Source organism: Pseudodesulfovibrio thermohalotolerans, assembly GCF_021353295.2.
GTDB lineage: Bacteria > Desulfobacterota > Desulfovibrionia > Desulfovibrionales > Desulfovibrionaceae > Pseudodesulfovibrio > Pseudodesulfovibrio thermohalotolerans.
Genome location: NZ_CP120635.1, coordinates 2,318,567 through 2,341,443, shown reverse-complemented (window position 1 = coordinate 2,341,443; position 22,877 = coordinate 2,318,567). Strand labels below are relative to the sequence as shown.

The 22,877-nt window shown below is 56.7% G+C and carries 25 protein-coding genes; 15 read left to right on the top strand and 10 right to left on the bottom strand.

Annotated features, from left to right (window positions below; translation table 11 throughout):
- Positions 1-53 precede the first annotated feature (53 nt).
- Positions 54-656, top strand: a complete 603-nt coding sequence (locus LF599_RS11195) for a hypothetical protein (protein ID WP_269942367.1) — start codon at positions 54-56, stop codon at positions 654-656.
- Positions 657-658: 2 nt separating this feature from the next.
- Positions 659-1,015, top strand: coding sequence for a hypothetical protein (locus LF599_RS11190; RefSeq protein WP_269942368.1), 357 nt, complete (start codon positions 659-661; stop codon positions 1,013-1,015).
- Between the two features lie 57 nt (positions 1,016-1,072).
- On the opposite strand, the gene LF599_RS11185 is transcribed toward LF599_RS11190, so the two are convergent.
- The 4 genes from LF599_RS11185 to mltC all read right to left on the bottom strand — a co-directional run bounded on the left by LF599_RS11185 (position 1,073) and on the right by mltC (position 3,930).
- Positions 1,073-1,267 carry a transposase gene (locus LF599_RS11185; protein ID WP_404823694.1) on the bottom strand — a complete coding sequence of 65 codons (195 nt, stop codon included), beginning with the start codon at positions 1,265-1,267 and terminating at the stop codon, positions 1,073-1,075.
- Between the two features lie 111 nt (positions 1,268-1,378).
- The gene (locus LF599_RS18315; protein WP_404823754.1) at positions 1,379-1,600 is read right to left on the bottom strand and encodes a transposase family protein; all 222 of its coding nucleotides are present in this window, start codon (positions 1,598-1,600) and stop codon (positions 1,379-1,381) included.
- Positions 1,601-1,833: 233 nt separating this feature from the next.
- On the bottom strand, positions 1,834-2,760 hold the full coding sequence (locus tag LF599_RS11180; RefSeq protein WP_279520809.1) for a hypothetical protein: 927 nt from the start codon (positions 2,758-2,760) through the stop codon (positions 1,834-1,836).
- A 12-nt stretch (positions 2,761-2,772) separates the two neighbouring features.
- The gene (gene mltC, locus LF599_RS11175; protein WP_279520808.1) at positions 2,773-3,930 is read right to left on the bottom strand and encodes a membrane-bound lytic murein transglycosylase MltC; all 1,158 of its coding nucleotides are present in this window, start codon (positions 3,928-3,930) and stop codon (positions 2,773-2,775) included.
- A 119-nt stretch (positions 3,931-4,049) separates the two neighbouring features.
- Between mltC and LF599_RS11170 the strand changes: the two genes are divergently transcribed.
- On the top strand, positions 4,050-4,358 hold the full coding sequence (locus LF599_RS11170; protein ID WP_269942374.1) for an Hpt domain-containing protein: 309 nt from the start codon (positions 4,050-4,052) through the stop codon (positions 4,356-4,358).
- 262 nt (positions 4,359-4,620) lie between these two features.
- On the opposite strand, the gene LF599_RS11165 is transcribed toward LF599_RS11170, so the two are convergent.
- The 6 genes from LF599_RS11165 to LF599_RS11140 all read right to left on the bottom strand — a co-directional run bounded on the left by LF599_RS11165 (position 4,621) and on the right by LF599_RS11140 (position 9,868).
- Complete coding sequence (locus LF599_RS11165) at positions 4,621-5,412, bottom strand: 2-amino-3,7-dideoxy-D-threo-hept-6-ulosonate synthase (RefSeq protein WP_279520807.1); 792 nt, start codon at positions 5,410-5,412, stop codon at positions 4,621-4,623.
- A 240-nt stretch (positions 5,413-5,652) separates the two neighbouring features.
- A complete protein-coding gene (locus LF599_RS11160; protein WP_269942375.1) occupies positions 5,653-6,036 on the bottom strand; it encodes a Rid family detoxifying hydrolase in 384 nt (127 codons plus the stop codon).
- Between the two features lie 20 nt (positions 6,037-6,056).
- Complete coding sequence (locus LF599_RS11155; RefSeq protein WP_269942376.1) at positions 6,057-7,022, bottom strand: nucleoside recognition domain-containing protein; 966 nt, start codon at positions 7,020-7,022, stop codon at positions 6,057-6,059.
- A gap of 220 nt (positions 7,023-7,242) precedes the next feature.
- Positions 7,243-9,378: a ferrous iron transport protein B gene (gene feoB, locus LF599_RS11150; protein ID WP_279520806.1), complete on the bottom strand. Its 2,136-nt coding sequence runs from the start codon at positions 9,376-9,378 to the stop codon at positions 7,243-7,245.
- A gap of 3 nt (positions 9,379-9,381) precedes the next feature.
- Positions 9,382-9,624, bottom strand: a complete 243-nt coding sequence (locus LF599_RS11145; RefSeq protein WP_071543966.1) for a FeoA family protein — start codon at positions 9,622-9,624, stop codon at positions 9,382-9,384.
- A 61-nt stretch (positions 9,625-9,685) separates the two neighbouring features.
- Positions 9,686-9,868 carry a FeoB-associated Cys-rich membrane protein gene (locus LF599_RS11140; protein WP_279520805.1) on the bottom strand — a complete coding sequence of 61 codons (183 nt, stop codon included), beginning with the start codon at positions 9,866-9,868 and terminating at the stop codon, positions 9,686-9,688.
- Between the two features lie 241 nt (positions 9,869-10,109).
- Here LF599_RS11140 and LF599_RS11135 point away from each other — a divergent pair, with 241 nt between their 5' ends.
- From LF599_RS11135 to LF599_RS11080, 12 genes are all read left to right on the top strand, one after another.
- Positions 10,110-10,304, top strand: coding sequence for a hypothetical protein (locus tag LF599_RS11135; protein ID WP_269942377.1), 195 nt, complete (start codon positions 10,110-10,112; stop codon positions 10,302-10,304).
- A 469-nt stretch (positions 10,305-10,773) separates the two neighbouring features.
- The gene (locus LF599_RS11130) at positions 10,774-11,487 is read left to right on the top strand and encodes a class I SAM-dependent methyltransferase (protein ID WP_279520804.1); all 714 of its coding nucleotides are present in this window, start codon (positions 10,774-10,776) and stop codon (positions 11,485-11,487) included.
- A 335-nt stretch (positions 11,488-11,822) separates the two neighbouring features.
- Entirely contained in the window at positions 11,823-12,884 is a 1,062-nt protein-coding gene (locus LF599_RS11125) for a glycosyltransferase family 9 protein (protein ID WP_279520803.1), read from the top strand.
- Between the two features lie 425 nt (positions 12,885-13,309).
- A complete protein-coding gene (locus LF599_RS11120) occupies positions 13,310-14,425 on the top strand; it encodes a glycosyltransferase (protein WP_279520802.1) in 1,116 nt (371 codons plus the stop codon).
- Positions 14,426-14,598: 173 nt separating this feature from the next.
- Entirely contained in the window at positions 14,599-15,600 is a 1,002-nt protein-coding gene (gene pseB, locus LF599_RS11115; RefSeq protein ID WP_269942381.1) for a UDP-N-acetylglucosamine 4,6-dehydratase (inverting), read from the top strand.
- Entirely contained in the window at positions 15,597-16,721 is a 1,125-nt protein-coding gene (pseC, locus tag LF599_RS11110) for a UDP-4-amino-4,6-dideoxy-N-acetyl-beta-L-altrosamine transaminase (protein ID WP_279520801.1), read from the top strand. Before pseB ends, pseC begins: the two co-directional genes overlap by 4 nt.
- A complete protein-coding gene (locus tag LF599_RS11105) occupies positions 16,718-17,422 on the top strand; it encodes an acylneuraminate cytidylyltransferase family protein (protein ID WP_269942382.1) in 705 nt (234 codons plus the stop codon). The genes pseC and LF599_RS11105 overlap by 4 nt, the downstream gene beginning before the upstream one ends.
- On the top strand, positions 17,415-18,491 hold the full coding sequence (locus LF599_RS11100) for an N-acetylneuraminate synthase family protein (RefSeq protein WP_279520800.1): 1,077 nt from the start codon (positions 17,415-17,417) through the stop codon (positions 18,489-18,491). Before LF599_RS11105 ends, LF599_RS11100 begins: the two co-directional genes overlap by 8 nt.
- The gene (gene pseG, locus LF599_RS11095) at positions 18,473-19,543 is read left to right on the top strand and encodes a UDP-2,4-diacetamido-2,4,6-trideoxy-beta-L-altropyranose hydrolase (protein WP_279520799.1); all 1,071 of its coding nucleotides are present in this window, start codon (positions 18,473-18,475) and stop codon (positions 19,541-19,543) included. Before LF599_RS11100 ends, pseG begins: the two co-directional genes overlap by 19 nt.
- Positions 19,544-19,552: 9 nt before the next feature.
- Positions 19,553-20,197, top strand: coding sequence for a formyltransferase family protein (locus LF599_RS11090; RefSeq protein WP_269942386.1), 645 nt, complete (start codon positions 19,553-19,555; stop codon positions 20,195-20,197).
- A 2-nt stretch (positions 20,198-20,199) separates the two neighbouring features.
- Complete coding sequence (pseI, locus tag LF599_RS11085) at positions 20,200-21,249, top strand: pseudaminic acid synthase (protein ID WP_279520798.1); 1,050 nt, start codon at positions 20,200-20,202, stop codon at positions 21,247-21,249.
- 131 nt (positions 21,250-21,380) lie between these two features.
- Positions 21,381-22,874: a hypothetical protein gene (locus LF599_RS11080; RefSeq protein ID WP_279520797.1), complete on the top strand. Its 1,494-nt coding sequence runs from the start codon at positions 21,381-21,383 to the stop codon at positions 22,872-22,874.
- The last annotated feature ends 3 nt before the right edge of the window (positions 22,875-22,877 follow it).

The window sequence follows — 22,877 nt, the reverse complement described above, 5'->3', positions numbered from 1 at the left end:
TTCACACCGGTACAATCGGCAAATTTTATCTACTCACGGAGGAGAAGGTCAGCATGATCATCATCGATGGAAAACAATATGATATCGGGGAACACAATTTCGAGAACCTGGAGCAGGTCTTCAACAAGGTGGTCGAGGACGGCCATCTGGAAGACCGCATCGTGACCGACGTCATGGTCAACAAGGAGCCGTTCACCGAAATTTATCCGCACCAGGCCGAGGATATCGACTTGGCCGAGGTGGAGTCCGTGGAGATCGTCACCATGGCCACGGAGGAAATGGCCGTCGAGATTACCCTGGAACTCTACAAGGTCGTCAACCTTATGAGCGAAGGCGGCAAGCGCGTGGCTGAATTGTTCCGTCAGGCCGACGACGCCGAGGCGCTGGAGACCTATCAGGATCTCATCGACGTCATGCGCAACTTCCTGAACATGATCGGTATTCTGCGCGACGAGTATTCACTCAAGGACAATCAGGTCTATCTGGAGAGCGCCGAGGAATTCAACTCCATGTTCACCGAGATGAGCACCGTGCTTGAGAACGAGGATTGGATTTTGCTCGCCGACCTGCTCGAATACGAATTTCTGCCCGCGGTGGAGAAATGGAAAAAGGTCATCAAGTCCCTGCGGGACGACATCCGCAAAGCGAAGAAGTAGACATGGCCGAACGCAGGCACATGCTCGACGAGGCCATCGCCATCGGCCGCAGGGAGCTCGATTCCCTTGTGGCCGGAGATGTGTTCGAGGCCGAACGGTTCGCCCGTTCCAGGGAGGATATTCTGGATGCGGCCGTGCGCGGTCTGTCCGGAGAGAACCTGGAGCTTCTTGCCGACAAGCTTGTGGAGATGAAATCCCTGCACGACGAAATTACCGGTGAGGCCCGGAAGCTCAGGCAGGCCTTGAAGAACGACCTGACCAGCATGAAGCGGCAGAATCGCCGTATAGCCGGATACAGCTTTGGGGCCGGGAATATGTCGAGGCTCGCCAAGGAACGGTTTCTCAACAAGAAAGGCTGATCTTTCTTCGGTGAACGAAGTTCAAGCCCCGGTCGTCAGGCCGGGGCTTTTTTGGGTTCATCCGGCTAAAGCGTACTTCGCTTCATGAATCCCCATAATCCTGAGCTTGAAGAACTTCGTATCCCGATAGCCGTAGGCTTGCCGTTTCAGCGTCTTGATCTTGTTGTTCGTCCCTTCGATTGGGCCTGATGAGATGGGATGATCGTAGTGTGCGAGAAGGGTGAAGCGATACCCGGCGAACGTCCTTGCCATGACCTGAGTTGGAGCTATCTCCGAGGAATAGATATCGTTGGGAAATCGACTTGATGGTGTTCCGGGCGACGCCAAGCAGATCGGCCACAGCTTGGATGGCCTCCTTCTTCGTCAAGGCGAGGCGTAACGCTCAAAGGCCTTGATGCGCCATCGCCTTGGCTCGGCCATCTGTATGTCAATCAAACGGACGGCACCGCAATTACGACATCCTACTCGTTGCACGGGAACAACCAGCCAGACGGGCTTGAAACCGAAGGGCACGGTTTGGATCCAACGTTCGGCAAAGCCATGTCGAATGACGTTTTTGGAGCGGCAGCACGGACAGCAAGCCAAATAGTCCTTGAGCTGCCCTTTATGATGATGTTGGCGGCGATAAAATCCTGCGGAACGTAGTCGTAGAACCGAACGCGTGATGGAGGAAAATCGTGGACATGTCGACAGCCATCTCCCGATGGTTGGCAATGCTTCCAACGGGTTGACGCCATGTCCTTATGAGCCCTTTTTTATGCGCCGGCGTCTGTGAAAAGGGTGGTCGCGGACGAGTGTTTCCTTCGTCCATCCACAGACTATAGATTGATCCAGTTAAGGCGGCCGGTGTTCCGGTCCGCTTCGGCGGCTGCCGTGAATTCGATGCCCATGCGGGTGAATCCCGGGCGGCCGTCTTCAAGCGAGCGGATTTCGCCTGCGTACCAATACGGCCGGAACGTCTTTTCCTGAAAATTGAACATGAACAGGTTGACGACCACCGGCGTCGACACAGTGCAGGTTTCGGGGATAAGGCGGCTCAGTACGGACAGGCCGAGCCCGCCGTCCGAGATGTTGATGACCGCGTTGATGCTCTGGTCATGCCCGTTTGCGGCGAAGGTGTTGACGCCGATTTGCGGTGTGGCGTCTTCGAACGCCAGCTCCGAGGTCCCGGGCGAGGCGGCCCACAGCTTGACCCTGATGAACTGCTGGTCGGCCACGCGTTTGCGCTGGTACTTGCGGCGCGGAATGAGGGCGTAGTCCGTTGGACCGGCAAGAATGAGGCGATCCGTCCGCCGGTTGCCGCGATTCGGCTCCAGCAGGGTGGCCGTGAAGGAATTGACCCGGCCGTTGCGCGTTTTCATGGGGGCGAATACGCAGACAAGGTCGTTGCCCGGCCTTGTCTTGATGGTGTCCAGCCGCTCGATGATCTCGCACCGGATACGGTTTGATTTTACCGAGGTAATCACACAGCGCGCCGCCACGGACTCGTCGTCCGGTCCCGCCAGAATGTCCACGACAACGCCCTTGTGTTGCAGAACGCGGGGGATACCCGTTCGCGTGGACTCCGAGTTGCGCGCGGGACGAAGCAGGAGCCGCAGGCCGATGAGCAGCAGTGCGAGGGCTGGAGCGCCAAGCAACGCGGCCCCGGCCGAGGTAAGGTGCTCGGGGGAGATGCCCGGAAAGAGCAGAGTGATGAGGCGGTCCAGTTGCTCTCCGGCGGATGCGATGAGTTCCTGCAAATCCATGGTGCGCGGCGGCTAGAAGTTGACGAACTGCTTCTTGGCTTCAAGAACCTTGCCAAGATAGCGTTGCGTTTCGGCGTAGGGAAGCTTCCGGCGCAGGGTGCCGTAAACGTCGGCGGGCGGCAGCGCATTGATCTTGCTCACCGCGCGGGTCTTGTTTCCGTCAAAGGTTTTCAGCACGCTGCCCGCGCCGCCGTTGTATCCGGCGATGACGCAATACTCTCTGGACACAGGGTCGGTGACGCCGCCCAGGAAGCGGGTGTCGAGAAGGTGGAGGTAGGCCGTGCCGTAGGTGATGTTGGCGGGCGGTTCGAACAGGTCCTCGCGCGAGGGCTGGCCAGGTTTGCCGTGCAGGAAACGGTACACGTCACTGCCCGCAGTGGACGGGACCACCTGCATCAGCCCCACGGCCGAGGCGGAACTGACCGCGAACGGGTTGAAGTCGGACTCCACCTTCATGATCGCGTAAACCAGGTTCCGGCTGATCCGATACCGCTCGGCGGTCTTCTCCACCAGCTCGCGATATTTGGCCGCGCGCACCGTAAGGTGGTCGCGGACCATGTGGAAGGTAACGTATCGGGCGGTTTTCCCCTTGACTTTGCGGGTTTGCAGCCTCGTGTCCACGAGATGGTCGGCGTATTGCCTGGCCCGCCATTCCCAGCGGATGTCTTTGCCCTTTGTGTCCTTGACCTCGCCAAGCAGGAAGGGAGTATCGCCGAGTTTGACGGTGCTGGCCGAATAGAGGTCCACGGAGCGCGGATCGGCGGGGGTGAGCAGGGTGGTGACGATGGCGTTGCGCAGGCTACCGAGAGGGTCGTCGTCAGCCACGGTCTCGACCACGATCTGTCCCGTGTCGAAATCCACACTGGCTCGCGAGAGATAGTTTTGGGTGTACTTCACGTACTGTTTGGGCGCGGGCATACGCGCGTCGTCCTTGCCCCAGACCCCGGTGATGGCCTCAATAAAGGTCTCCACGAGCTCCTTGAAGTTCTTCAGGTCGTTGCCCAGCGCGGCCGGGTTGGAGGCATAGCCGATGGCCTTGTCGCGGGCAAGGGCTTCGGCGGCGGCAGCGGGATTGCCGGTCGCGGCTGCGCGGGCAATGCGCACGGCGTCGTGCCGCGAGCAGGAAGCGGTCAGGACAAGCAGGGCCAGGATGAAAAGGGTTCGTGCCATATCTTTGTTGAGAATGTTTTATTTGACAGCTCTTCGGCTATCCTTAGTGTTCGCCGAATCTTACGTTTTTATCGGCACATATTCAACCGGGTGCATGAATTTGCACCGAGGACCTTGTCATGCCCGAATCTCCGGAGGTCGAACGGATACCGTCCGACCTGCAAGAATTGCTGGATCGTTTTTTCGCCGTCTGCCGTCAGGATCTTGAACTGATGCGCGACGCGCTGCACGGCCGGGATTTCAATACCCTGGCGCGGTTGGGCCATACGGCGCGCGGAACGGGCAGCGGTTACGGGTTCAAGGGGATGGGCAGGATAGGCTATGACATCGAATTGGCCGCTCTTGAACGCGATCCCGCCGCCATCGAAAGACACGTGGACAATCTGGCTCACTATCTCGACACCGTTCAGGTCGAATTCGACGGCTGATCACATTTCAGCCGCGTGCCGGTCCGACCGGAGCCCATCGCGATGGCTTCTCATGTTTTTTCCGCTACAGGCCAGGCACTATAAGCCGCTTTTTCATTCTGCCGACCGTTCCTACTTAAATCACACCGAACAAAACGACTGCGCGTTCCATACTCTGCCGCTCAGTGGTACGGCTACAGGAAAGTTGAGGAAAGAAGAGGGGACGGGGAACCCGATCCACCGGATCCCTCCTTCCCCTTTCTCCCTGTCCAGGCGGTTTCGCCTACAACAGCTCCATGGCTGCGTCGACGTCCCAGTCTTCGTGGACGACCTTGTTGAGGGCGGCTACGATCTTGGCCGGGGTCGGGTGCTGGAAGATGTTCCGGCCCACGGAAAGCCCGCTGCCGCCCGCCTGGATGGAGTCGTAGACCATCTGGACGAGGTCGCGTTCGCTTTCGAGTTTTGGACCGCCCGCGATGACGACGGGCACGCAGCATCCCTCGACCACGCGGGAGAAGGACTCGGGATCGCCGGTGTAGTTGACCTTGACGATGTCGGCGCCGAGTTCCACGCCCACGCGGGCGCAGTGAGCCACTACCTGGGGATCGTATTCGTTTTCTACCTTGGGGCCTCGGGCGTACATCATGGCCAGCACGGGCATACCCCATTCCGAAGCTTCGGAGCAGAGCGCGCCGAGGTCCGAGAGCATTCTGGGTTCGGTCTCGTCTCCGAGGTTGACGTGCACGGACACGGCGTCCGCGCCGAGCTTCAGCGCGTCGGTGACGGAACCCACCAGGGTTTTCGCGTTGGGGTGTGGAGAAAGGGAGGTGGAGGCGGAGAGGTGGATGATAAGGCCGATGTCCTTGCCGCCCGCGCGGTGGGAGCAGCGGGGGATGCCCTTGTGCATGAGCACGGCGTTGGCGCCGCCGTCGGCCACCTGGTTGACGGTGTCGCGCAGGTCCACGATGCCGTAGATGGGGCCGACGGTCACGCCGTGGTCCAGGGGGACCACGATGGTCCGGCCATTGTTGCGGTTCATGATGCGTTCCATCCGAATGGCTTTTCCGAGATGCATGGTGTTTCTCCTTGCTGCTTTCGGCTGCGGCGCGGCCCGAAAAAAAAGAGGCCGCGGACTATGCCCGCGGCCTCTTGGTTTGAATCCCTATTGAATAAAGACTAGCGCACACCAAGACCGCAGGCGTTCCTGATAAAGCTAAAAAAGAAAAAGAAACGGGCGGTGATGTTGTGCATGATTTTCAGGTATCCACTTTGCGGAGAGCCTGTCAAGTAAAGTTTTCGCTGCTTGCTGGTTTGACTAGTCGATGACGGCCACGCATTTGAATTCGACCAGGCCGCCAAGGGGCAGACCCGCCACCTGAATTGCGGCGCGAGCGGGCTTGTGGTCGGTGAAGAACTCGGCGTAGATGCCGTTGAGGTCGGCGAAGCGGCCCATGTCCATGATGAACACGTCCACGGAGAGGACCTTGTCCAGGGAGGAACCGGCTTCTTCGAGGATGGCCTTCAGGTTTTTCAGGGCCTGGCGAGTCTGGGCTTTGAAGCCTTCGGCCAGCTTGCCTTCGGAGGGGATGATGCCGAGCTGGCCGGACACGTGGATCATGCCGTTCACGGCGGTGGCCTGGGAGTAGGGGCCCACGGCGGCCGGGGCTTTCTCCGTGTGGATCAATTGGATGTCAGACATGATGTTCTCCTTGTGGAGGGTTACTTCTCGGCCCACAGATAGGCTGTGCGGGCCCGTTCCGGGACACGGCGGACAATCTGGACGATGAGGGCCATGGCCAGCACGGCGAAGATCAATCGTCCCCAGAACGCCCCGCTCATATGTCCGCCAATGAGCGCAATGAGCAGGGTATCTTCGATGAGCGAGTGGCACAAGCCCATGAAAGTCAGGGAATAGAAGACGTCCTCCTTGCTCAGGACGCCGTTGCGCGCTTCGTTGATGATGAGTCCGCCGCCGTAGGAGAGTCCCATGGTCAGGCCTATGACGGTGATGGCCGAGGCCTTGGGACCGATGCCGATGAGGTTGAGCACGGGCCGGAGGATGCGGTTCATGAGGTCGATTGCGCCGATGGCGCGGAGCACGCGCATGATGGAGATGAGGGCGAATATGATGCAGAAGATGGACAGCAGGTTCTTGGCCTGTCCAAATGCCCAGGTCGCGAGGGAGCCGGTCCCGGCGGACGCGTCGGTCTGGAATAGCATGGCGGCCGGGCCGCTCAGGGCGCCTGTGGCCGAGTAGATCAGGTGGAGCAGCCAGGCCAGGATGAACGCCCCGGCCATGCGTACGAAGCACTGGAAGAGGAACCGTGCGCCGGAGCGGTCGGCGATGGCGGTCTCAACGGGCAGACCGTGGGCCACGAGCATGAGCACGCCGAGGACCGTGGCCTGGGCCGAGGTCAGCGGGGCGTCGCCGGTGAAGGACGCCAGGACGATCATGCCGGTGTAGATATTATTGATGAGGGTGGTGGCCCAGACAAGCCCCATCTCGGCGGGCAGCCCGATAACCCCCATGAGGGGCTCAAGCGGCCAGGCCAGGTACTTGATGAGATCGAGTTCCTGGAGAATCTTGACCAGGATGAGTATCGGAATCATGACCTTGAACAACTGCAGGCAGGCGTCGGCGGTCTCGCGGAAGATCGTTTTCAGTATGGTGATGAGTCTTGTCATGATCGGTTTCCTTTGCCGTGCGGACAATAGGGTATCCTTCCCGAAAAGGAAAGAGGCGGGCGCTGATTCGTCCATCCGCCTCGGGTCTTAGGAAGCTGTTTGCTGTTCGCTTTGACGCTGTCTCGGATACAGTCCGCCGCGAGGCGTTTCGGCGGGGACGCGGGGAATAAAAAAGGGAGCCCCGGAGGGCTCCCTTCATGTTGTGCGAAACCTTTTGGCGTTACAGGAACGCCTTGGACACGTTGTATCCGATGACGGCCATGACGTAGGCCAGGCCGGTGGAGCCGACTACGCTGAAGGCGGCCCATCGCCAGCTCGATTCGCGGGCCATGGTGACGACGGTCACGAAGCAGGGCGCGTAGAGCATGGTGAAGATGATGAGGGCTATGGCCGTGGCCGGGGAGAAGGCCGGGTCGGCCACCAGCCGTTCGGACAGCGGCTGGGATTCCTCGGCGTCCACTTCGCCCAGGGAGTAGGCCGTGCCCAAGGTGGAGACTATGACTTCCTTGGCCGCGAAGCCGCCGGTCAGGGCGATGTTCACGCGCCAGTTGAAACCGGCCAGTTCGGAGATGGGTTCGAGCGCGGTGCCGATGCGACCGGCCAGGGTGTGGCGGACGGCTTCCTCGGCTTGGGTGTTGTCGATTTCGGCGATCTGCTCTTCGGTCTGGGCCGCGGCGCGTTGCGCCTCATAGTGGGCCACGCGATCGGCGGGCAGCTCGGGGAAGGTCATCATGGCCCAGATGAGGATGGAAATGCCGAGAATGACGGTACCTGCCTTTTTCATGTACTCCCAGGTCCGTTCCCAGGTGTGGATGAGCACGCCCTGGAGCGTGGGCATACGGTAGGGCGGCAGTTCCATGACGAACGGGGTGGATGCGCCCCGGATGACGGTGGAGCGCAGCAGTCGGGCCACGAGCAGGGCCATGCCCCAGGCGGACAGGGTGATGATCAGCATGACCGTGGCCGAATCCTCGGGGAAGAAGGCCGCGGCCAGCATGAGGAAAACGGGCACCTTGGCGCCGCAGGTCATATACGGGGCCACGAACAGGGTGGCCAGTTTTTCCTTGGGCGAGCGCAGGGTGCGGCTGGCCATGACGCCCGGGACGGCGCAGCCGCCCGCGATGCCGCCGGAGACGATGAAGGGGAGCACCGAGGTGCCGTGCAGTCCGAAAATCTTGAAGACACGATCAAGCATGTAGGCCATGCGGGCGATGTATCCGGAGTCCTCCAGAGCGGAAATCATCAGGAACATGAACATGATGAGCGGCACGAAGCCCATGACGCCGCCCACACCGTCAATGATGCCGGAGACGATCAGGGACTGGAGGTAGCCTTCGGGCAGGAGGTTTGTGGCGGTGTCGCCTATCCAGCCGAAGAGGGCCTCAAGCCAGCCCATGGGGATTTCACCCACGGCGAAGGTCACCTGATAGATGAGGTAGACGATGCCGAGCATAATCAGGGGGCCGAGGAATTTGTGGGTCAGGACCTTGTCCATCTTGTCGGACCGGCTGATGCGGTCCGCGTTCGATGCGGGGTAGGTGACCACATGTTTGACCATGGAGGCGATGAAGCCGTAGCGGTAGTCGGCGATAAGCGCGTCGGGCCGCATGTTGAGAGTCTTTCTGGTGTGGGCGGCCACTTCGGCCGCCATGGCTTCAAGCTGTTCGGAGAGCGCGGTGTTGGCCATGCGGCCCTTGACGATGACGTCCTCGTCGCGCTCCAGGTATTTGATTCCGGTCCAGCGGGCAGGTGCCTTGTCGGTCAGGAATTTTGCCTCTTCGATGATTTTTTCCATCTTGCCGAGAACCGGGTCGAGGTCCGGGCCGTAGGAGATGTTCAGAGGAGTCCATTCTCCCGTCTGGTTTTTGGCCACTTCGAGAGTGGAAGCCAGCAACTCCTTGGCCCCGTGGCCGGACCGGGCCACGGTTTCGATCACGGTGCAGCCGGAAAGGGCCGCGAGGCGCGCGCTGTCGATCCGTTTGCCCGACTTGCGCACTTCGTCCATCATGTTCAGGCCCAGAACCAGGGGCACGCCGAGTTCCAATATCTGGACGGCGAGGTAGAGGTTTCGTTCAAGCGCGTCGGCGTTCATGATGTCGATGACCGCCTGCGGCCGGTCGTCCACGAGGAAATTCCGGGCGACCAACTCTTCCTGGGTGTAGGCGGTCAGGGAATAGGTGCCGGGCAGATCCACGAGCTCGATGGAATCTTCCCCCATGTGGATGTGCCCGACCTTTTTTTCGACGGTCACGCCGGGCCAGTTGGCAACGTGTTGCCGTGCCCCGGTCAGGGCGTTGAACATGGTGGTTTTTCCGCAGTTCGGGTTGCCCGCGATGCCGATGGTGTATTTACCCATGCGCTAGTCCTCCAGAGGGGTGACGGTGATGTGGTCGGCCTCGCTGTTGCGCAAGGTCAGCGTGAAGTCGCGGAGCCGCAGGGCCACGGGATCACGAAGGGGAGCCTTGCCGATGACCGTGACCTCGGTACCCGGAATGAGCCCCATGTCGCGGATGCGGCGGCCTAGTTCGCCGTCGGCGCTTACTGTTCTGATCTTGAGTTTCTGGTTGACCTTGGCTTTGCGTAAACACATGTCTTGCGCCATTTCAGTAATTCCTTGAAAAGCTGGTTAGTTGAGAATTGTTATCAACGGTCGGTCAAAAAAATTAGCGCGGATCGCAACCGCAGTTGCTGCCGGGGCCGTCCTTGCTGCCGGAGCATGATCCGGATTGGCCGCAACCGCTGCATCCGCAGGAGGGTTGCTTGGCGGTGAAGGTCCTGAACAGCCTGCGGCCCACGAAAAAGGCCGCAACGGCAATGATTGCGACGACGATTATGGTGTCGAGCATGACGATTCCCTCAAAGTTTTTTCCGACATCAATGCCGGACAAAAACTTGATAGTGATGTTGAGAATCAATGTCAAGCAGCAAGCCTCAAAAAAAAGCTTTTCCCGTCTGAGGGGTGAATAGCCCGGTATTCCTTGTCTTCCGGGGATTTTTATGCTCATATTCCGAAGCTTGAGCGCGGATGATAATGACAATGCGCGCGTCCGGCAACCACTAACCTCGCAACAGTCGCGGAGAGTTCCAATGGGTGATGACGGAAGAGAGTTCATGCAATGGATCGACGTCCTGGCCAAGGGCATAATCGCGGGGGCGGCCATCGGCTATCTCTTCAGCTTCACGGGCATGATGGCAGCGGGCAAGGCCGTGGTGCTCGGCGGGCTCGCGGGTTGCCTTGCGTCCATCACTTTCAAGAACCGTCAGGATGATCGCAAGGATTAGGACGGCAATTCCCCCCCCCCTCAAAATAGTGGTTCTAAAAAATAGCATTTTCTCGTAAGGACAGCATAGAAAACTGGTCTGAAGAAGCTCCGTTATCCCAATCTGCGGATTTTGGCAGCTTCGTGGCGGGCCGGGGGCGGCGTTCCGATGGCGGGCTCCTGTTCGGAGAATTGTGTGGCTGAGCCCTATTCCATAACTTGCGTTCCCCGTGCTGAATGCTCAAAAATAAGGAAATAGGCGTTGTTTAGCGCCTGAGCCAGACAACCCCGTTTGGTCCATGGATTTCATACAACCAATGACGTCGCAGCATGTTCTCGGGAGCGTTCCCCACGGATAAGGCCGGGAAAGACTGCATAGGCACTGCCTTGAGCCTTCTCCCTGAGGGCGAGGCGCGAGGTTGGTCGCTGGGCTTTTCGTGTTTCCTGACGATAAAGCGGACGTGAAATTTAACAGAATCTTGAGGACAAGAATGGAGTCAGCAAAATATGATTTGCTTTCCGAGGATGAGCAAAAGGTCTTCAAAAAAAACATGGAAGCATACAAGGGCTGCTTCGGGAAGAAATTATCGAATAAGATTCGACCTGTTTTCAAGGCCTTGAATAGTTTTCAAGGCAGGCCCGGTCTGGATGTCGGGTGCGGCGGAGGCGGCCTGACATGTGCTTTGGCTCAGAAAGGGTTCAACCTTACCGGCATTGATTTGTCTGACAAATCGATCAAGGCGGCTCATGCGCTTTCCGATGCTCTTTCCATTGAAAACGTTGATTTCGTGTGCGCGGATATACATGAACTCAAAGGCAAAATGTTTGACTATGCCTATTCGTTTGATGTGTATGAGCATATTGCCTACGAGAATCACGTCTCCTTTTTGAAAGTCGTTTATGATGCTCTCTCCAATACCGGGGTCTTTTTCATTCGCACGCCCCACTTGTTCAATATCAGGCAGCATATCCCCGGCCACATCGGCCTCCCAACGTACAGGGAGTTGATGGATGCGGCGCGCCAGGTCGGTTTTACTCCGAAAATATTGGTAGGGCATTCGGGCTTTGCAACTTCGCTGAACTATGCCGTTCCGATCGAAACCTTTTTGGAGAGGCGTGTCTCCAACGCAAAGCGGCGGTATACCTTCCTGAAGTATTTCAGCTTGGCCAACGTGGTTGTACGGCTTGAAAAAAACGGGGATTGAGCACAGCCGTAGGTTGTGTGACTTATGGATTTTATCTCTGTCCTTTGAATTGCAAGTACGTTTGCGTCGTTGCGTTGGACTCCAAGGTGTGGGCGTATGCGGATAGGGCGCAAGATTGTGGTTGTGGGCAAGGGGAAAATTGTGGATATTGTGCGCCGCGCGGATGGGCCCGAGTGTTGTCCGCTGTACCGGAATCTTCATCAGGCGTAATATCGGACGGGATTCCCGACTCGGGAAGTCCATGAGACGAGCGCCGATCAATAACGTTTTTTCGGAGTCCGCCCGGGGTTTCGCCGGGGTGGTTTTGCTTTGAATTTTATTTGTTCACGGGTTCTATGACGAAAGACGATATCACCAATATTCATCCGAAGCGCATACTTGTCTGCCAATTGAGGCAGATCGGCGATGTGTTGCTGTCCACTCCCGCGATCCGGTTGCTCAAAGAGAAGTACCCGGAAGCGGAGATAGACATGCTTACAGAGAAAAAGTGCGCGCCGGTGCTGGAAAACAATCCCCACCTGGAGCGGGTTTGGCCTATTGATAAAAAGGCGTTGAAGAATCCCCTCAAGGCCCTGCGGTATTATGCGAAAGTAGGCGGAGCGGGGTATGATTTGATTGTGGATTTCCAGCAGCTTCCCCGATGCAAGTGGGTACTGCTTTTTTCCCGCGCACCCGTGAAATTGACCTTTACGCCTCCGTGGTACAACAAGTTCCTTTATACGCACTGGTCGGACATGGCGCGCGGTTATGCGGCCAAGGCCAAGGCGAGTGTGCTCAGCCCCCTCGGAATCGAGTGGGACAGGCAACGACCTGAAATCTTTCTCACCGCCGAGGAACGCGCCGAAGCTTCGGATTTCCTCGAAGGGGAGGGGCTGTCCAATGGACCGTTCATCACCGTCGGGCCCAGCCATCGCCGCGAGACTCGGCGGTGGCCTGCGGAACATTATGCGAGCTTGTTCAAGCTGCTCGAAGAACGGCACCCGGAGTTGAAGATTTTTCTTCTCTACGGTCCTGGGGAGAAGGAGCTGGCGGACCGCATCCATTCGGAAAGCGGCGCCAATGTTGTTCTCTCCAACAAAATGTTGACCCTCCGGCAGATGGCTGCGGTGATGGAAAGAGCGGTGTTGCACTTGGGCAACTGTTCTTCGCCCCGTCATTTCGCGGTGGCCGTCGGCACCCCGAGCGTGACCATTCAGGGCGCGACCAGCACCGCATGGCGATTCCCCAGCGATGAGCATTTGAGCCTCATCCGGCGGGAGGGATGCCATGGGTGCAACGAAAATACCTGCAAGATCGAAACGATGGAATGTCTCAGGGACCATACGCCCGAGCAGGTTCTCTCCAAGTTCTCAGATTTTCTGGAAGATTGCCTGAAGCGTCGGGGGGGGGCGCAATAAGTACCCGGTCAAGAGATCGTTTCCCTTGGAAACGGCGGGAAGCCGATTAAGACGCATCGCGTGGATGCTCTTGCCGCTCTTCGTTCCTGCTTGAAACATGGCCCGCAACGAAGCAAATATCTTTGTGGTTGCGTCCTTTCGTTTTAAGGCCGGCGCGTGTCTGTTGACAGGGATGGGCGAGGAGATTAATTCTTGCGAAGATGTATTGAAATTGATGGGCTCGCAAATTTCATGGGGCTGGTGCGTGGCCCCGCGTAGGGGGTCGAGTTTTCTTTTCGGCGTCACAGACAGCATGGGCCTTGACAAAAAGTTGAGGCCCTTTTCGTTTGAAAGAAGCCTTTATTGGGGTTAAACAGTCGACCTTCGACTGGTTCCTGAACCGGCTATTGCACTTTAAGAGTCACCTAACAAAATCGGCCCGACCAATGCCCGAAGAAAACACTCCCATTAAAATAGCCTACGTCATCGGCGGACTCCCTTTCGGGGGAGTCGAGAACTGGCTGCTCGATCTTATGCTGAATTTGCGGGGCGACCCTTCCGTCACGCCGTTTGTCATCAATGTTTCCGGAACAGGGCAGCTCATGCCCAGGTATGAGGAATGTGGCATAAATGTCATATGCATCGGAAACGACAAGGCCACCATCAAAACCCACAGGATCGATACCGTCCTGGCCCTGCGCAAGGTCCTCAAGACTTTGCGGGTGGACGTCATTCATACCCTGCATTTTTCGGGCGATTTTTTTGGCCGTTTGGCCTCCATCGGACTCGGCGTTCCGGTCATCACCCACATCAGGAACATCAAGTCCGAGACCAAGGCCAGACGCCGGTTTTTCAATAAATTGCTGTCATGGAAAACGACGAAATACCTTTCGGTGTCCCAGGCGGCTGCCGAGACCATCGAACGGGAACACAATGCGGCCAAACGCCCGGTAGAGGTCGTTTACAACGCGGTCAATCCTGCTAAACTTGATGTCGAGGCCTTCGATCTGAAGGAAAAGCACAACATCACGGGCCGGGTCGTCATAGGTGTCGGGCGTCTGGTTAAGCAGAAGAATTTCGACCTGCTTATCCGGGCCATCGAAAAGGTGCGCAGGGAGGTCGACGACGTCTCGCTGTTAATTCTCGGGGACGGCGGCGAGATGCCCGCGCTCCGGGAGCTGCGTGCCGAACTCGGCTTGGAAGACGTTGTCCACCTTGTCGGCTACGTTCCCAATGCCGATGTGCCCAAATATCTTCGCGCATCGCACATCCTGGCCATGCCTTCGGACTACGAGGGGCTCCCGATAACCCATGTCGAAGCTCTTTTCTGCGGACTCCCGGCAGTCATCTCCGAGTTTGTCCCGTCAAAGGAGGTCGCCGCGGATTCCTCTCTGATTTGCAAGACGGAAACGGACGACATTGCGGCCAAGTTGATACAGCTCCTCAACGACGAGGAATTGTACCAGGACATGTCCCGGCGCGCACTGTCAACCGCTCCGCGTTTTTCCATGGAAAACTATCTCAAACGGCTTAAGGGCATTTATAGGGAAATTCTCGGGTAGCGGGACTTTCCGGCGATGGGACGTATGGACAATCACCTAGACACCAACGGGCAAATCTGCTTTTATTTTCGGGCTGAAACAACCGGCTGAACGCTCTCTTCAGCAGGTCGGAACGGGCTCTGCGTGCAACCTGCCAATATTAAAATATAATTAGTCAAAATGAAGGTTCAAGGATGTTCAACGACAAGTCAATTCTGATTACTGGCGGAACAGGTTCATTCGGCAAGCAGTATATTAAAACGCTTCTCAAAAACTACAAACCCAAACGGATTGTGGTTTATTCCCGCGATGAGTTGAAGCAGTTTGAAATGCAGCAGGTGTATAATGACAAATGCATGCGGTATTTCATCGGCGACGTCCGTGATGAGAAACGTTTGACCATGGCGATGCGGGATATCGACTACGTCATCCATGCCGCTGCCTTGAAGCAGGTCCCCGCTGCCGAATACAACCCCACCGAATGCATCAGGACCAACATCAACGGCGCTGAGAACGTCATACACGCCGCCTTTGAGAACAACGTCTCCAAGGTCATAGCCCTCTCCACGGACAAGGCCGCCAACCCCATCAACCTGTACGGCGCCACCAAGCTCTGCTCGGATAAACTCTTCGTCGCCGCCAACAACATCTCCGGTGGACGCAGCACCCGTTTCGCGGTTGTCCGTTACGGTAATGTCGTGGGTTCGAGAGGCTCGGTTGTTCCGTTTTTCCAGCAAAAGCTGGATGAAGGGGCCGACTGCCTGCCGGTCACCGATGAAGCCATGACTCGTTTCTGGATCAGCCTTCAGGATGGCGTGGATTTCGTTCTCAAGGACTTCGCGAGAATGCACGGCGGGGAAATTTTCGTTCCCAAGATTCCGTCCATTCGCATCATGGACCTTGCCGAAGCCATGTCTCCCGGTATTGCCATCAAAATCATAGGCATTCGTCCCGGTGAGAAGCTGCATGAAATCATGTGCCCCGCCGACGACTCGCACCTCACGGTGAAATTCGACGACCACTTCGTCATCACGCCTTCCATCAGCTTCACCACGAAATCCGATTTCAAGGTCAATGCCCTGGGAGAAGAGGGCGTCCGGGTCGAACAGGGCTTCGAATACAATTCCGCCTCCAACCCGCACTTCCTGAGCGTTGAAGAAATCAAGGACTTCAACGAAAAGGCCATGGAACTATGATTCCATACGGCAGACAACACATAGACGAAGACGACATTCTTGCCGTCGAACGGATTCTCCGTGGAGATTTTCTGACGACCGGTCCGGCAATTGCCGCCTTTGAAAAGGATGTTGCGCAATATTGCTCCGCAGCGGAAGCCGTGGCTGTGGCCAACGGCACGGCGGCACTGCATGTGGCCATGCTCGCCCTCGGCATCAAGCCGGGGGATGAGGTCATTGTGCCGCCGTTGACTTTTGCTGCGACCGCGAATTGCGTTCGTTATGTGGGGGCCACGCCGGTTTTCGCGGATGTGGACGAAAAGACGCTCGCCATTGATCCGGTCGATGTGGGGCGGAAGATCACTCCCTCGACCAAAGCCGTTATCGGGGTTGATTACGCCGGGAACACCTGCGATTGGGACGCATTGAAAGCGACTGTCGCCGGCAAGGACATCATTCTTGTCGCCGATTCCTGCCATGCCTTGGGGGCGACCTACAAGGGTGTCAAAACAGGCACGGTTGTCGATCTGACGGTCTTCAGCTTCCATCCCGTGAAGCACATTACGACCGGCGAAGGCGGCATGATTCTTACGGATGACGCCGACACGGCCTCCCGATGCCGGTTGTTCCGCACCCATGGCATTACCTCCGACAGCCATCAGCGGGACAAGGCCAACGCCTGGTACTACGAAATGACCGACCTCGGTTTCAACTACCGGATGACGGATATCCAGGCCGCGCTCGGTTCGAGCCAGTTGAAGAAGTTGGATGGTTTTCTGGCCCGGCGACGGGAAATCGCGAAGCAATATGACGACCTCTTCGCCGAATGCGAACGGGTGACCCCTTTGGGCAAAACGGCGGGCTGTGAACACGCCTACCATCTCTACGTGGTCAAGGTGCCGGAGAGGAGCAAGGTCTTCAGTCATCTTCGGCAGTCCGGAATAGGCGTGAACGTCCACTACATCCCGGTTCACCTGCATCCGTATTATCGGCGGGAGCTGGGGCTTGGCCCCGGTTTGTGCCCTGCCGCGGAGGCGGCGTATGAACAGATCATTTCGCTGCCGATGTTCCCGGACCTTACGGATGCGGAGATCCTCACGGTTGCCGACACGTTAACCGGCTTTATCAACGATCTGCCATGAGCGCCACTTTAACGATAATACCTGCGAAACTCGGCTCGACGCGGCTTCCAGAAAAGAATATCAGGCTGTTGGGCAATCGTCCCCTGCTGGGATGGAGCGTGCGCGCCGCGCTTGAATCCGGCGTGTGTGGGGATGTCGTGGTCTCTACGGAGAGCGGGCGCGTCAAGGAAGTGGCCGAGCAAGAGGGGGCCCTGGTTCCCTTTTTTCGGCCTGAACATCTCGCCCGGGACCCGTACGGAGTTGCCGATGTCTGCCTGTTCATGCTTGAGGAATTCGAGCGGCGCGGCAAGACGTATGACAAGCTGATAATCTTGCTGCCGACGGCTCCCTTCCGCTCGGGCGAGGATATTGTCGAGGCGAATCGCATCTTTGACGCGAATCGGGGCAAATTCCTGATGAGCGTCAACGAGAGCGAGCACCTCCCTTACTCCATGTTGAAAATTGACGAGAATCATCCGGAAACGGTCATCCCCTGTTTCCCGGAGTATGTCGGCGCAAAGCGCCATGAGGTTCCGAAGGCATACCGTCCGAATGGTGCGATCCACATTCTGGATGTCCCCGCTTTCGTCGAAAGCAGGACGTATTTCGGAACTCCGCTGCTCCATTACATCATGCCGTCGGAACGATGTGTCGACATCGACAGCATTGAAGACTTCGAATACGCACAATACCTCATTGAAAAAGGAAAATTTGATGAATAGCCAAGCGATCACGATCGAAGGCAAGCCCCTCGGATTGGGGCATCCCTGCTTCATAGTCTTCGAGTGCGGCCCCACCCACGATGGTCTTGAAACCGCCAAGAAGCTGGTTGACGTGGCGGCTGATGCGGGTGCGGATGCGGTTAAATTTCAATTGATCGATTCCGAGAAGCTGGTCCCGTCCAAAGAGACGATGTTCACCTACAGGTATCTGAAGGACAAGGAGACCAACGAGGTGGAGACCGTCACGGAATCCCTTCAGGAAATCCTGAAGCGCCGTGAACTCACTCGTGATGAATGGGCGGAATTGATCGCCTATTGCAAGCGGAAGAACCTAATTTTCTTTTCCACCGCATCAAATAAGGCGGAACTGGACTTCCTCTCTGCGCATGGCGTGGACACCGTGAAGATAGCCTCGGGCGATATCACCTATCACCACTTCTTGCGGCAAGCCAGCGAGTATGACTGGTCGGTGCAAATCGACACGGGGTCTTCCAGCATAGCCGAAGTGGAGCAGGCCGTGGATGTCCTGGAAGGAGCGGGTTGCCGGAAAATCATCATCAACCATTGCCCGTCCGGCTATCCGGCCTACCTGGAGTCCGTTCATCTGCGGACTCTCACCTCGCTGCAACAGCTCTTTCCTTATCCCATTGCTTTTTCAGATCATAATCCCGGGTGCACCATGGACGTGGCGGCCGTGGCCCTCGGGGCGAACATGATCGAAAAAACGATCACTCTGGACAAGACCATCAAGAGCCCCGAGCACATCATGTCCCTGGAACCCGATGAAGCCGCCGATTTCGTTCGAAGCATCCGCGAGCTTGAAATCGCGCTCGGAACCCCCCGCCGGACCATGACTGCCAAGACGCTGATTGAAGGCAGAACCGTTGTCCGCCGGAGCATCATCGCGGCCAGGGATATCTCGGTCGGGGAAGAAATCGTTCAGGAAATGATCGACTATGCTCGCCCCGGAGACGGAATTCCCGCCAATCTGGATTCGCACGTCATAGGCCGGGTATCCCAGCGCAATATTGCTGCGGGGGAAAAGCTGGCTTGGGGCGATTTCAGGTAATGCGCACCGGTACAGATCAGCTCACACATGTGATCCGTGCAGATGCTTTTCAGGGCCTGGGCACGGGTCACATAATGCGGAGCCTGGCCCTTGCCCAGGAGTTCATGGCCCGGGGGGACAAGGTCATCTTTGTAACCCATTGCGAATATCCGCTTATCGTCGAAAGATTGAAGGAGGAGGGCGTCGAGGTCTTCCTTATGTCCGGTCATTATCCGGATGACGGCGATCTGCGTGCTCTGGGGGAAGTCCTTGCCAGGATCGGCCGCCTGGGAGCGGTCGTCATCGACGGATACCATTTCGACGGGGCATACCATTCGGCGGTTCGGGAGTTGGGGGCCAAGACGCTTGTCGTGGATGATTTTCATCATTTGGCGAGTTATGGTCCCGACATGCTTCTCAATCAGAACGTATCCGCCGGGAGCATCCAATATGATCTCCCTGCCGATCGCTTGTTGATCGGAACGAAGTTCGCCCTCATTCGCAAGGAGTTCCTCCGGCGCGGGAGGCCGTCCGCCCACTCCGATTCCGTTAAGAGTATTCTCATCACCATGGGCGGTGAGGATATCCACAATGTCACGCTCAAGGTTTTGACGGCTCTGACGAATATAAATGCCAAGGCGTCCGTCAGCATCATCGCCGGGGCGGCCAATCCGAATCTGGAGTCGCTGAACGCCGCAATCGAGCGATCGTCCAGCGATGTTACCCTGCTGCATTCGGTTCACGACATGGCGAAAGTCCTTGAACGGACGGACATGTGCATCTCCGCCGGCGGGTCTACGTGCTGGGAACTCTGTCTTTACGGAATCCCGTCCATTCTTGTCGCAACGGCCGACAACCAGTTGGGAATCGCGAGAGACTTGGATAAGAACGGCGCGGCAATCTACGCGGGCTGGCATGAAGATGTGACGGTGGGTGAACTGGAGCGCCTCTGCGCCGGTTTGCTTGATTCGCCCGCCCGCAGAAACGAATTATCGCTTAACGCCCGGGAATTGGTTGATGGCAATGGGGCATCAAGGGTGGTCGACTCCATTTATTCAACGCTTCTCATTTGAGGAAATCATATGGAAATCCAGATTGTCACCACTAAGAGCAGTTGGCTCAACGACTATATCGAAACGCTTGTCCAAAAGCTCGGGGCTCTGGGCCACGATGTCCGGCTTCTTCATGACGTTTATCAGATAACCGCATGTGACATCGCCTTTTATCTGAGTTGCAATCAGCTTGTTCCGAAAGATATTCTCAGTAAGAATTCCCACAATCTGGTTGTTCATGCCAGCTGTCTTCCGAAAGGAAGAGGGTGGTCGCCTATGACATGGCAAATTCTTGAAGGGGAGAACACGATCCCCATTACGCTGTTCGAAGCGGAAGAACATGTCGATTCCGGCCAGATTTATCTTCAAAAGCTGCTTGAGTTTGAAGGGCATGAACTTATCGATGAACTCAGGGAAGCCCTCGCGCTGATGACCATCGAGCTGTGCGAGGAATTCGTCGTCGATTACCATGACATCGTCGCCAACGCGAAGCAGCAGGTAGGGGAACCCACTTATTATCCGCGGCGGGTCGCCAGCGATTCGCGACTTGATCCCAATGAGACAATAGCCGCCCAGTTCAATTTGCTGCGAGTCGTCGATAATGAGAGTTACCCTGCGTACTTCGAGCTCAATGGGCACAAGTATACAATCAAAATCAATAAAGCGGACGATTAATCATGAAGAATACGATCAGGATTGGCGACCGGCTCATAGGCGAAGGGCAGCCCGCGTATATCATCGCGGAAATGTCGGCGAATCACGGGCATGATTTCGACCAGGCGCTAAGGATTATCGAAGCCGCCCACAAGGCCGGGGCGGATGCCGTCAAGTTGCAGACCTATACCCCTGACACCATGACAATCGACTGCGATAACGAATGGTTTCGTATTCATGGAACCATATGGGAAGGGAAGAATCTCCATTCGTTGTATGGGGAGGCTTTCACCCCATGGGAGTGGCAACCCAAGCTCAAGGAGTATGCGGAATCGTTGGGCATGGATTGCTTTTCCTCTCCATTCGATTTCACTTCAGTGGATTTTCTGGAAGAGATGGGGGTTGTCGCATACAAGGTCGCATCCTTCGAAATAGTCGACATTCCTCTCCTGGAAAAGATCGCCTCCACCGGAAAGCCTGTCATCGTTTCGACCGGGATGGCCTCTCTTTCCGAGATAGACGAAGCCGTACGCACGTTGAGGGCGAATGGAGCCACGGACATCGCATTGCTGAAATGCACCAGCGCATACCCGGCCAGCCCGGAAGAGGCGAATCTCAGGACTATTCCGCACTTGGCCAAGTCTTTCGGCCTGCCTGCCGGTCTTTCCGATCACACCATGGGAAACGGAGTGGCGATTGCGGGGGTGGCTCTCGGCGCCTGCATCGTCGAAAAGCATTTCACCATAGACAGGTCGCAGGGAGGGCCGGACAGCGCGTTTTCCATGGAACCGGACGAATTCGCGTCCATGGTCGCCGATATTCGCATGGCGGAAAAGGCGCTGGGAGAGGTCTCATATGAAATCACTCGAAAACAGAAAGACAGCAAGGTGTTCCGACGCTCCCTTTTCGTTGTGGAAGATATCAAGGCCGGCGAAGAACTGACCGAACGCAATGTACGGAGCATTCGTCCGGGGTATGGTCTGCACACGAGATATCTCAAGGTCGTTCTGGGTAAGAAGGCGGTTGTGGATATCCCGCGCGGGACCCCGCTCGGTTGGGATAAGATCGGCTAGCCCTTCTGGATCATCGGCGGAGCCGGTTGGCTCATGGAGCTGGCCGTATATGCCACAATTTCAGCGAATACTGATCGTTTCAGACGACACCAAGGCGACTACGCGCAATTTCAGCAAGCTTGGGGAGTGAGATGAAAGTTTTTTTCTCTTTCAACATGAAAAAACAGGCCGTTCTTTGCCATGCCATGGCGGCTTATTGGAAGGCCAAGGATCCCACGGCTCAGTTTGCAGGTCTTTTTGTCGCCAAGGATTATGATCTCAAGGGCTGGCTGAATAGCCAGGATGATGCGAAGTACGAGTTTCTTGATTCCTATGAAGAGCTTGTTGAAGAGGCCGTGAACGGCGCGGCGTCCGTCGCCGAAACTCAGGCCTGGGAAAAGAAGCTGGGCTTGGGATTGAGGGATATGATCGTTGCCGACAGGCAGTTCGGCAGGGAATATTCCGTGGGGGGGCGTTATCCGCAGATCGCTCTGACCAAACTGATCGATCATGAATTTCAACAAAAAGTCACCTGCCGTTTGCTGGCATATTATGAAAAGCGTCTGACCGAATTCAAACCGGATATAGTCTTTCTGCCCGCAGTCGCCGCAGCACATGCCGTGGCCTTGGGGCACGTTGCCACCCATTTCGGAATTCCCACGATTCGAATTTGTCCGTGTCTGCTTCCCAACAGGATACAACTCAGCTTCGGCCTTTATCCTTCGCAGGAAGCGTACGCTTCCTGCGAAAACACGGAACTTGATGCTTCCCTTGAAGAGTACCACGATAAGTTTTCCGGCAGAAAAGTGCCTGTTCCCATTTGGAAAGAGGCATACATAAGCCGCCAGCAAAATCTGAAGAAAAAAGGGAAGTTCAAGCTCTATTGGAGATATGGGAGACGATTCGTCAAGCTTGCGCTCAGGACTTTGTTTCATACGCCGAAATCAGCGTATGAGAAGCTTCCCCTGTCCGAATGGTGGTGCAAGGCCAATTTCGAGATAGCCCAGGCTTCGGCATACGATTTCGGTTTTGAGTCCCCTCGAAATGAACCCTTTGTGCTTTTCCCGCTTCACGTGGACCCAGAAGCTTCCACAATGCTCTTCGCGCCTGCCTATACGGATCAGACCGCGGTTGCTGAAGCCTTGAGCAAGGCGATTCCTCTTTCGCATAAACTCTATGTGAAAGATCACCAGTCCATGGTCGGAAAACGCCCCAGGGGCTTCTACGACAGTCTTAAGAAGTTGAGCAATGTAAGGCTGATATCGCCGTGGGAAGACACCCATCAGCTTATGGCCGCATCTTCCCTCGTGGTCAGCATAACCGGGTCCTGCTGTTGGGAAGCCGCCAATATGAAAAAGAGTTCACTGCTGCTTGGCAACCCTCTGTATCCGGTCGGGAAGGCGATCAAACAATGCTCGGACCTCACGCTTCTCCCTGGTGTGATCTACGATTTGATTTCGAATCCGGTGGAAGACGACAGCATCGAACGGATTGGAACTCTGGATCAATGGTGCGTGAAAGGTGATTTCATGAGTCTTTGGAGAGAGACTTCAAAAGAAAAACTGAATGAAATATGCGCTCCTATCTGTGTCGGGATAGAAAATATGCTGGCCGGGCTAACGCCAAAAGGGTTCAAGCGAGGCTGAACG

Excerpts from the sequence above, each read along its gene's own strand:
- LF599_RS11195 (WP_269942367.1), top strand. The coding sequence starts at position 54 with ATGATCATCATCGATGGAAAACAATATGATATCGGGGAACACAATTTC.
- LF599_RS11190 (WP_269942368.1), top strand. The coding sequence starts at position 659 with ATGGCCGAACGCAGGCACATGCTCGACGAGGCCATCGCCATCGGCCGC.
- LF599_RS11185 (WP_404823694.1), bottom strand. The coding sequence starts at position 1,267 with ATGGCAAGGACGTTCGCCGGGTATCGCTTCACCCTTCTCGCACACTAC.
- LF599_RS11180 (WP_279520809.1), bottom strand. The coding sequence starts at position 2,760 with ATGGATTTGCAGGAACTCATCGCATCCGCCGGAGAGCAACTGGACCGC.
- mltC (WP_279520808.1), bottom strand. The coding sequence starts at position 3,930 with ATGGCACGAACCCTTTTCATCCTGGCCCTGCTTGTCCTGACCGCTTCC.
- LF599_RS11170 (WP_269942374.1), top strand. The coding sequence starts at position 4,050 with ATGCCCGAATCTCCGGAGGTCGAACGGATACCGTCCGACCTGCAAGAA.
- LF599_RS11165 (WP_279520807.1), bottom strand. The coding sequence starts at position 5,412 with ATGCATCTCGGAAAAGCCATTCGGATGGAACGCATCATGAACCGCAAC.
- LF599_RS11160 (WP_269942375.1), bottom strand. The coding sequence starts at position 6,036 with ATGTCTGACATCCAATTGATCCACACGGAGAAAGCCCCGGCCGCCGTG.
- LF599_RS11155 (WP_269942376.1), bottom strand. The coding sequence starts at position 7,022 with ATGACAAGACTCATCACCATACTGAAAACGATCTTCCGCGAGACCGCC.
- feoB (WP_279520806.1), bottom strand. The coding sequence starts at position 9,378 with ATGGGTAAATACACCATCGGCATCGCGGGCAACCCGAACTGCGGAAAA.
- LF599_RS11145 (WP_071543966.1), bottom strand. The coding sequence starts at position 9,624 with ATGGCGCAAGACATGTGTTTACGCAAAGCCAAGGTCAACCAGAAACTC.
- LF599_RS11140 (WP_279520805.1), bottom strand. The coding sequence starts at position 9,868 with ATGCTCGACACCATAATCGTCGTCGCAATCATTGCCGTTGCGGCCTTT.
- LF599_RS11135 (WP_269942377.1), top strand. The coding sequence starts at position 10,110 with ATGGGTGATGACGGAAGAGAGTTCATGCAATGGATCGACGTCCTGGCC.
- LF599_RS11130 (WP_279520804.1), top strand. The coding sequence starts at position 10,774 with ATGGAGTCAGCAAAATATGATTTGCTTTCCGAGGATGAGCAAAAGGTC.
- LF599_RS11125 (WP_279520803.1), top strand. The coding sequence starts at position 11,823 with ATGACGAAAGACGATATCACCAATATTCATCCGAAGCGCATACTTGTC.
- LF599_RS11120 (WP_279520802.1), top strand. The coding sequence starts at position 13,310 with ATGCCCGAAGAAAACACTCCCATTAAAATAGCCTACGTCATCGGCGGA.
- pseB (WP_269942381.1), top strand. The coding sequence starts at position 14,599 with ATGTTCAACGACAAGTCAATTCTGATTACTGGCGGAACAGGTTCATTC.
- pseC (WP_279520801.1), top strand. The coding sequence starts at position 15,597 with ATGATTCCATACGGCAGACAACACATAGACGAAGACGACATTCTTGCC.
- LF599_RS11105 (WP_269942382.1), top strand. The coding sequence starts at position 16,718 with ATGAGCGCCACTTTAACGATAATACCTGCGAAACTCGGCTCGACGCGG.
- LF599_RS11100 (WP_279520800.1), top strand. The coding sequence starts at position 17,415 with ATGAATAGCCAAGCGATCACGATCGAAGGCAAGCCCCTCGGATTGGGG.
- LF599_RS11090 (WP_269942386.1), top strand. The coding sequence starts at position 19,553 with ATGGAAATCCAGATTGTCACCACTAAGAGCAGTTGGCTCAACGACTAT.
- pseI (WP_279520798.1), top strand. The coding sequence starts at position 20,200 with ATGAAGAATACGATCAGGATTGGCGACCGGCTCATAGGCGAAGGGCAG.
- LF599_RS11080 (WP_279520797.1), top strand. The coding sequence starts at position 21,381 with ATGAAAGTTTTTTTCTCTTTCAACATGAAAAAACAGGCCGTTCTTTGC.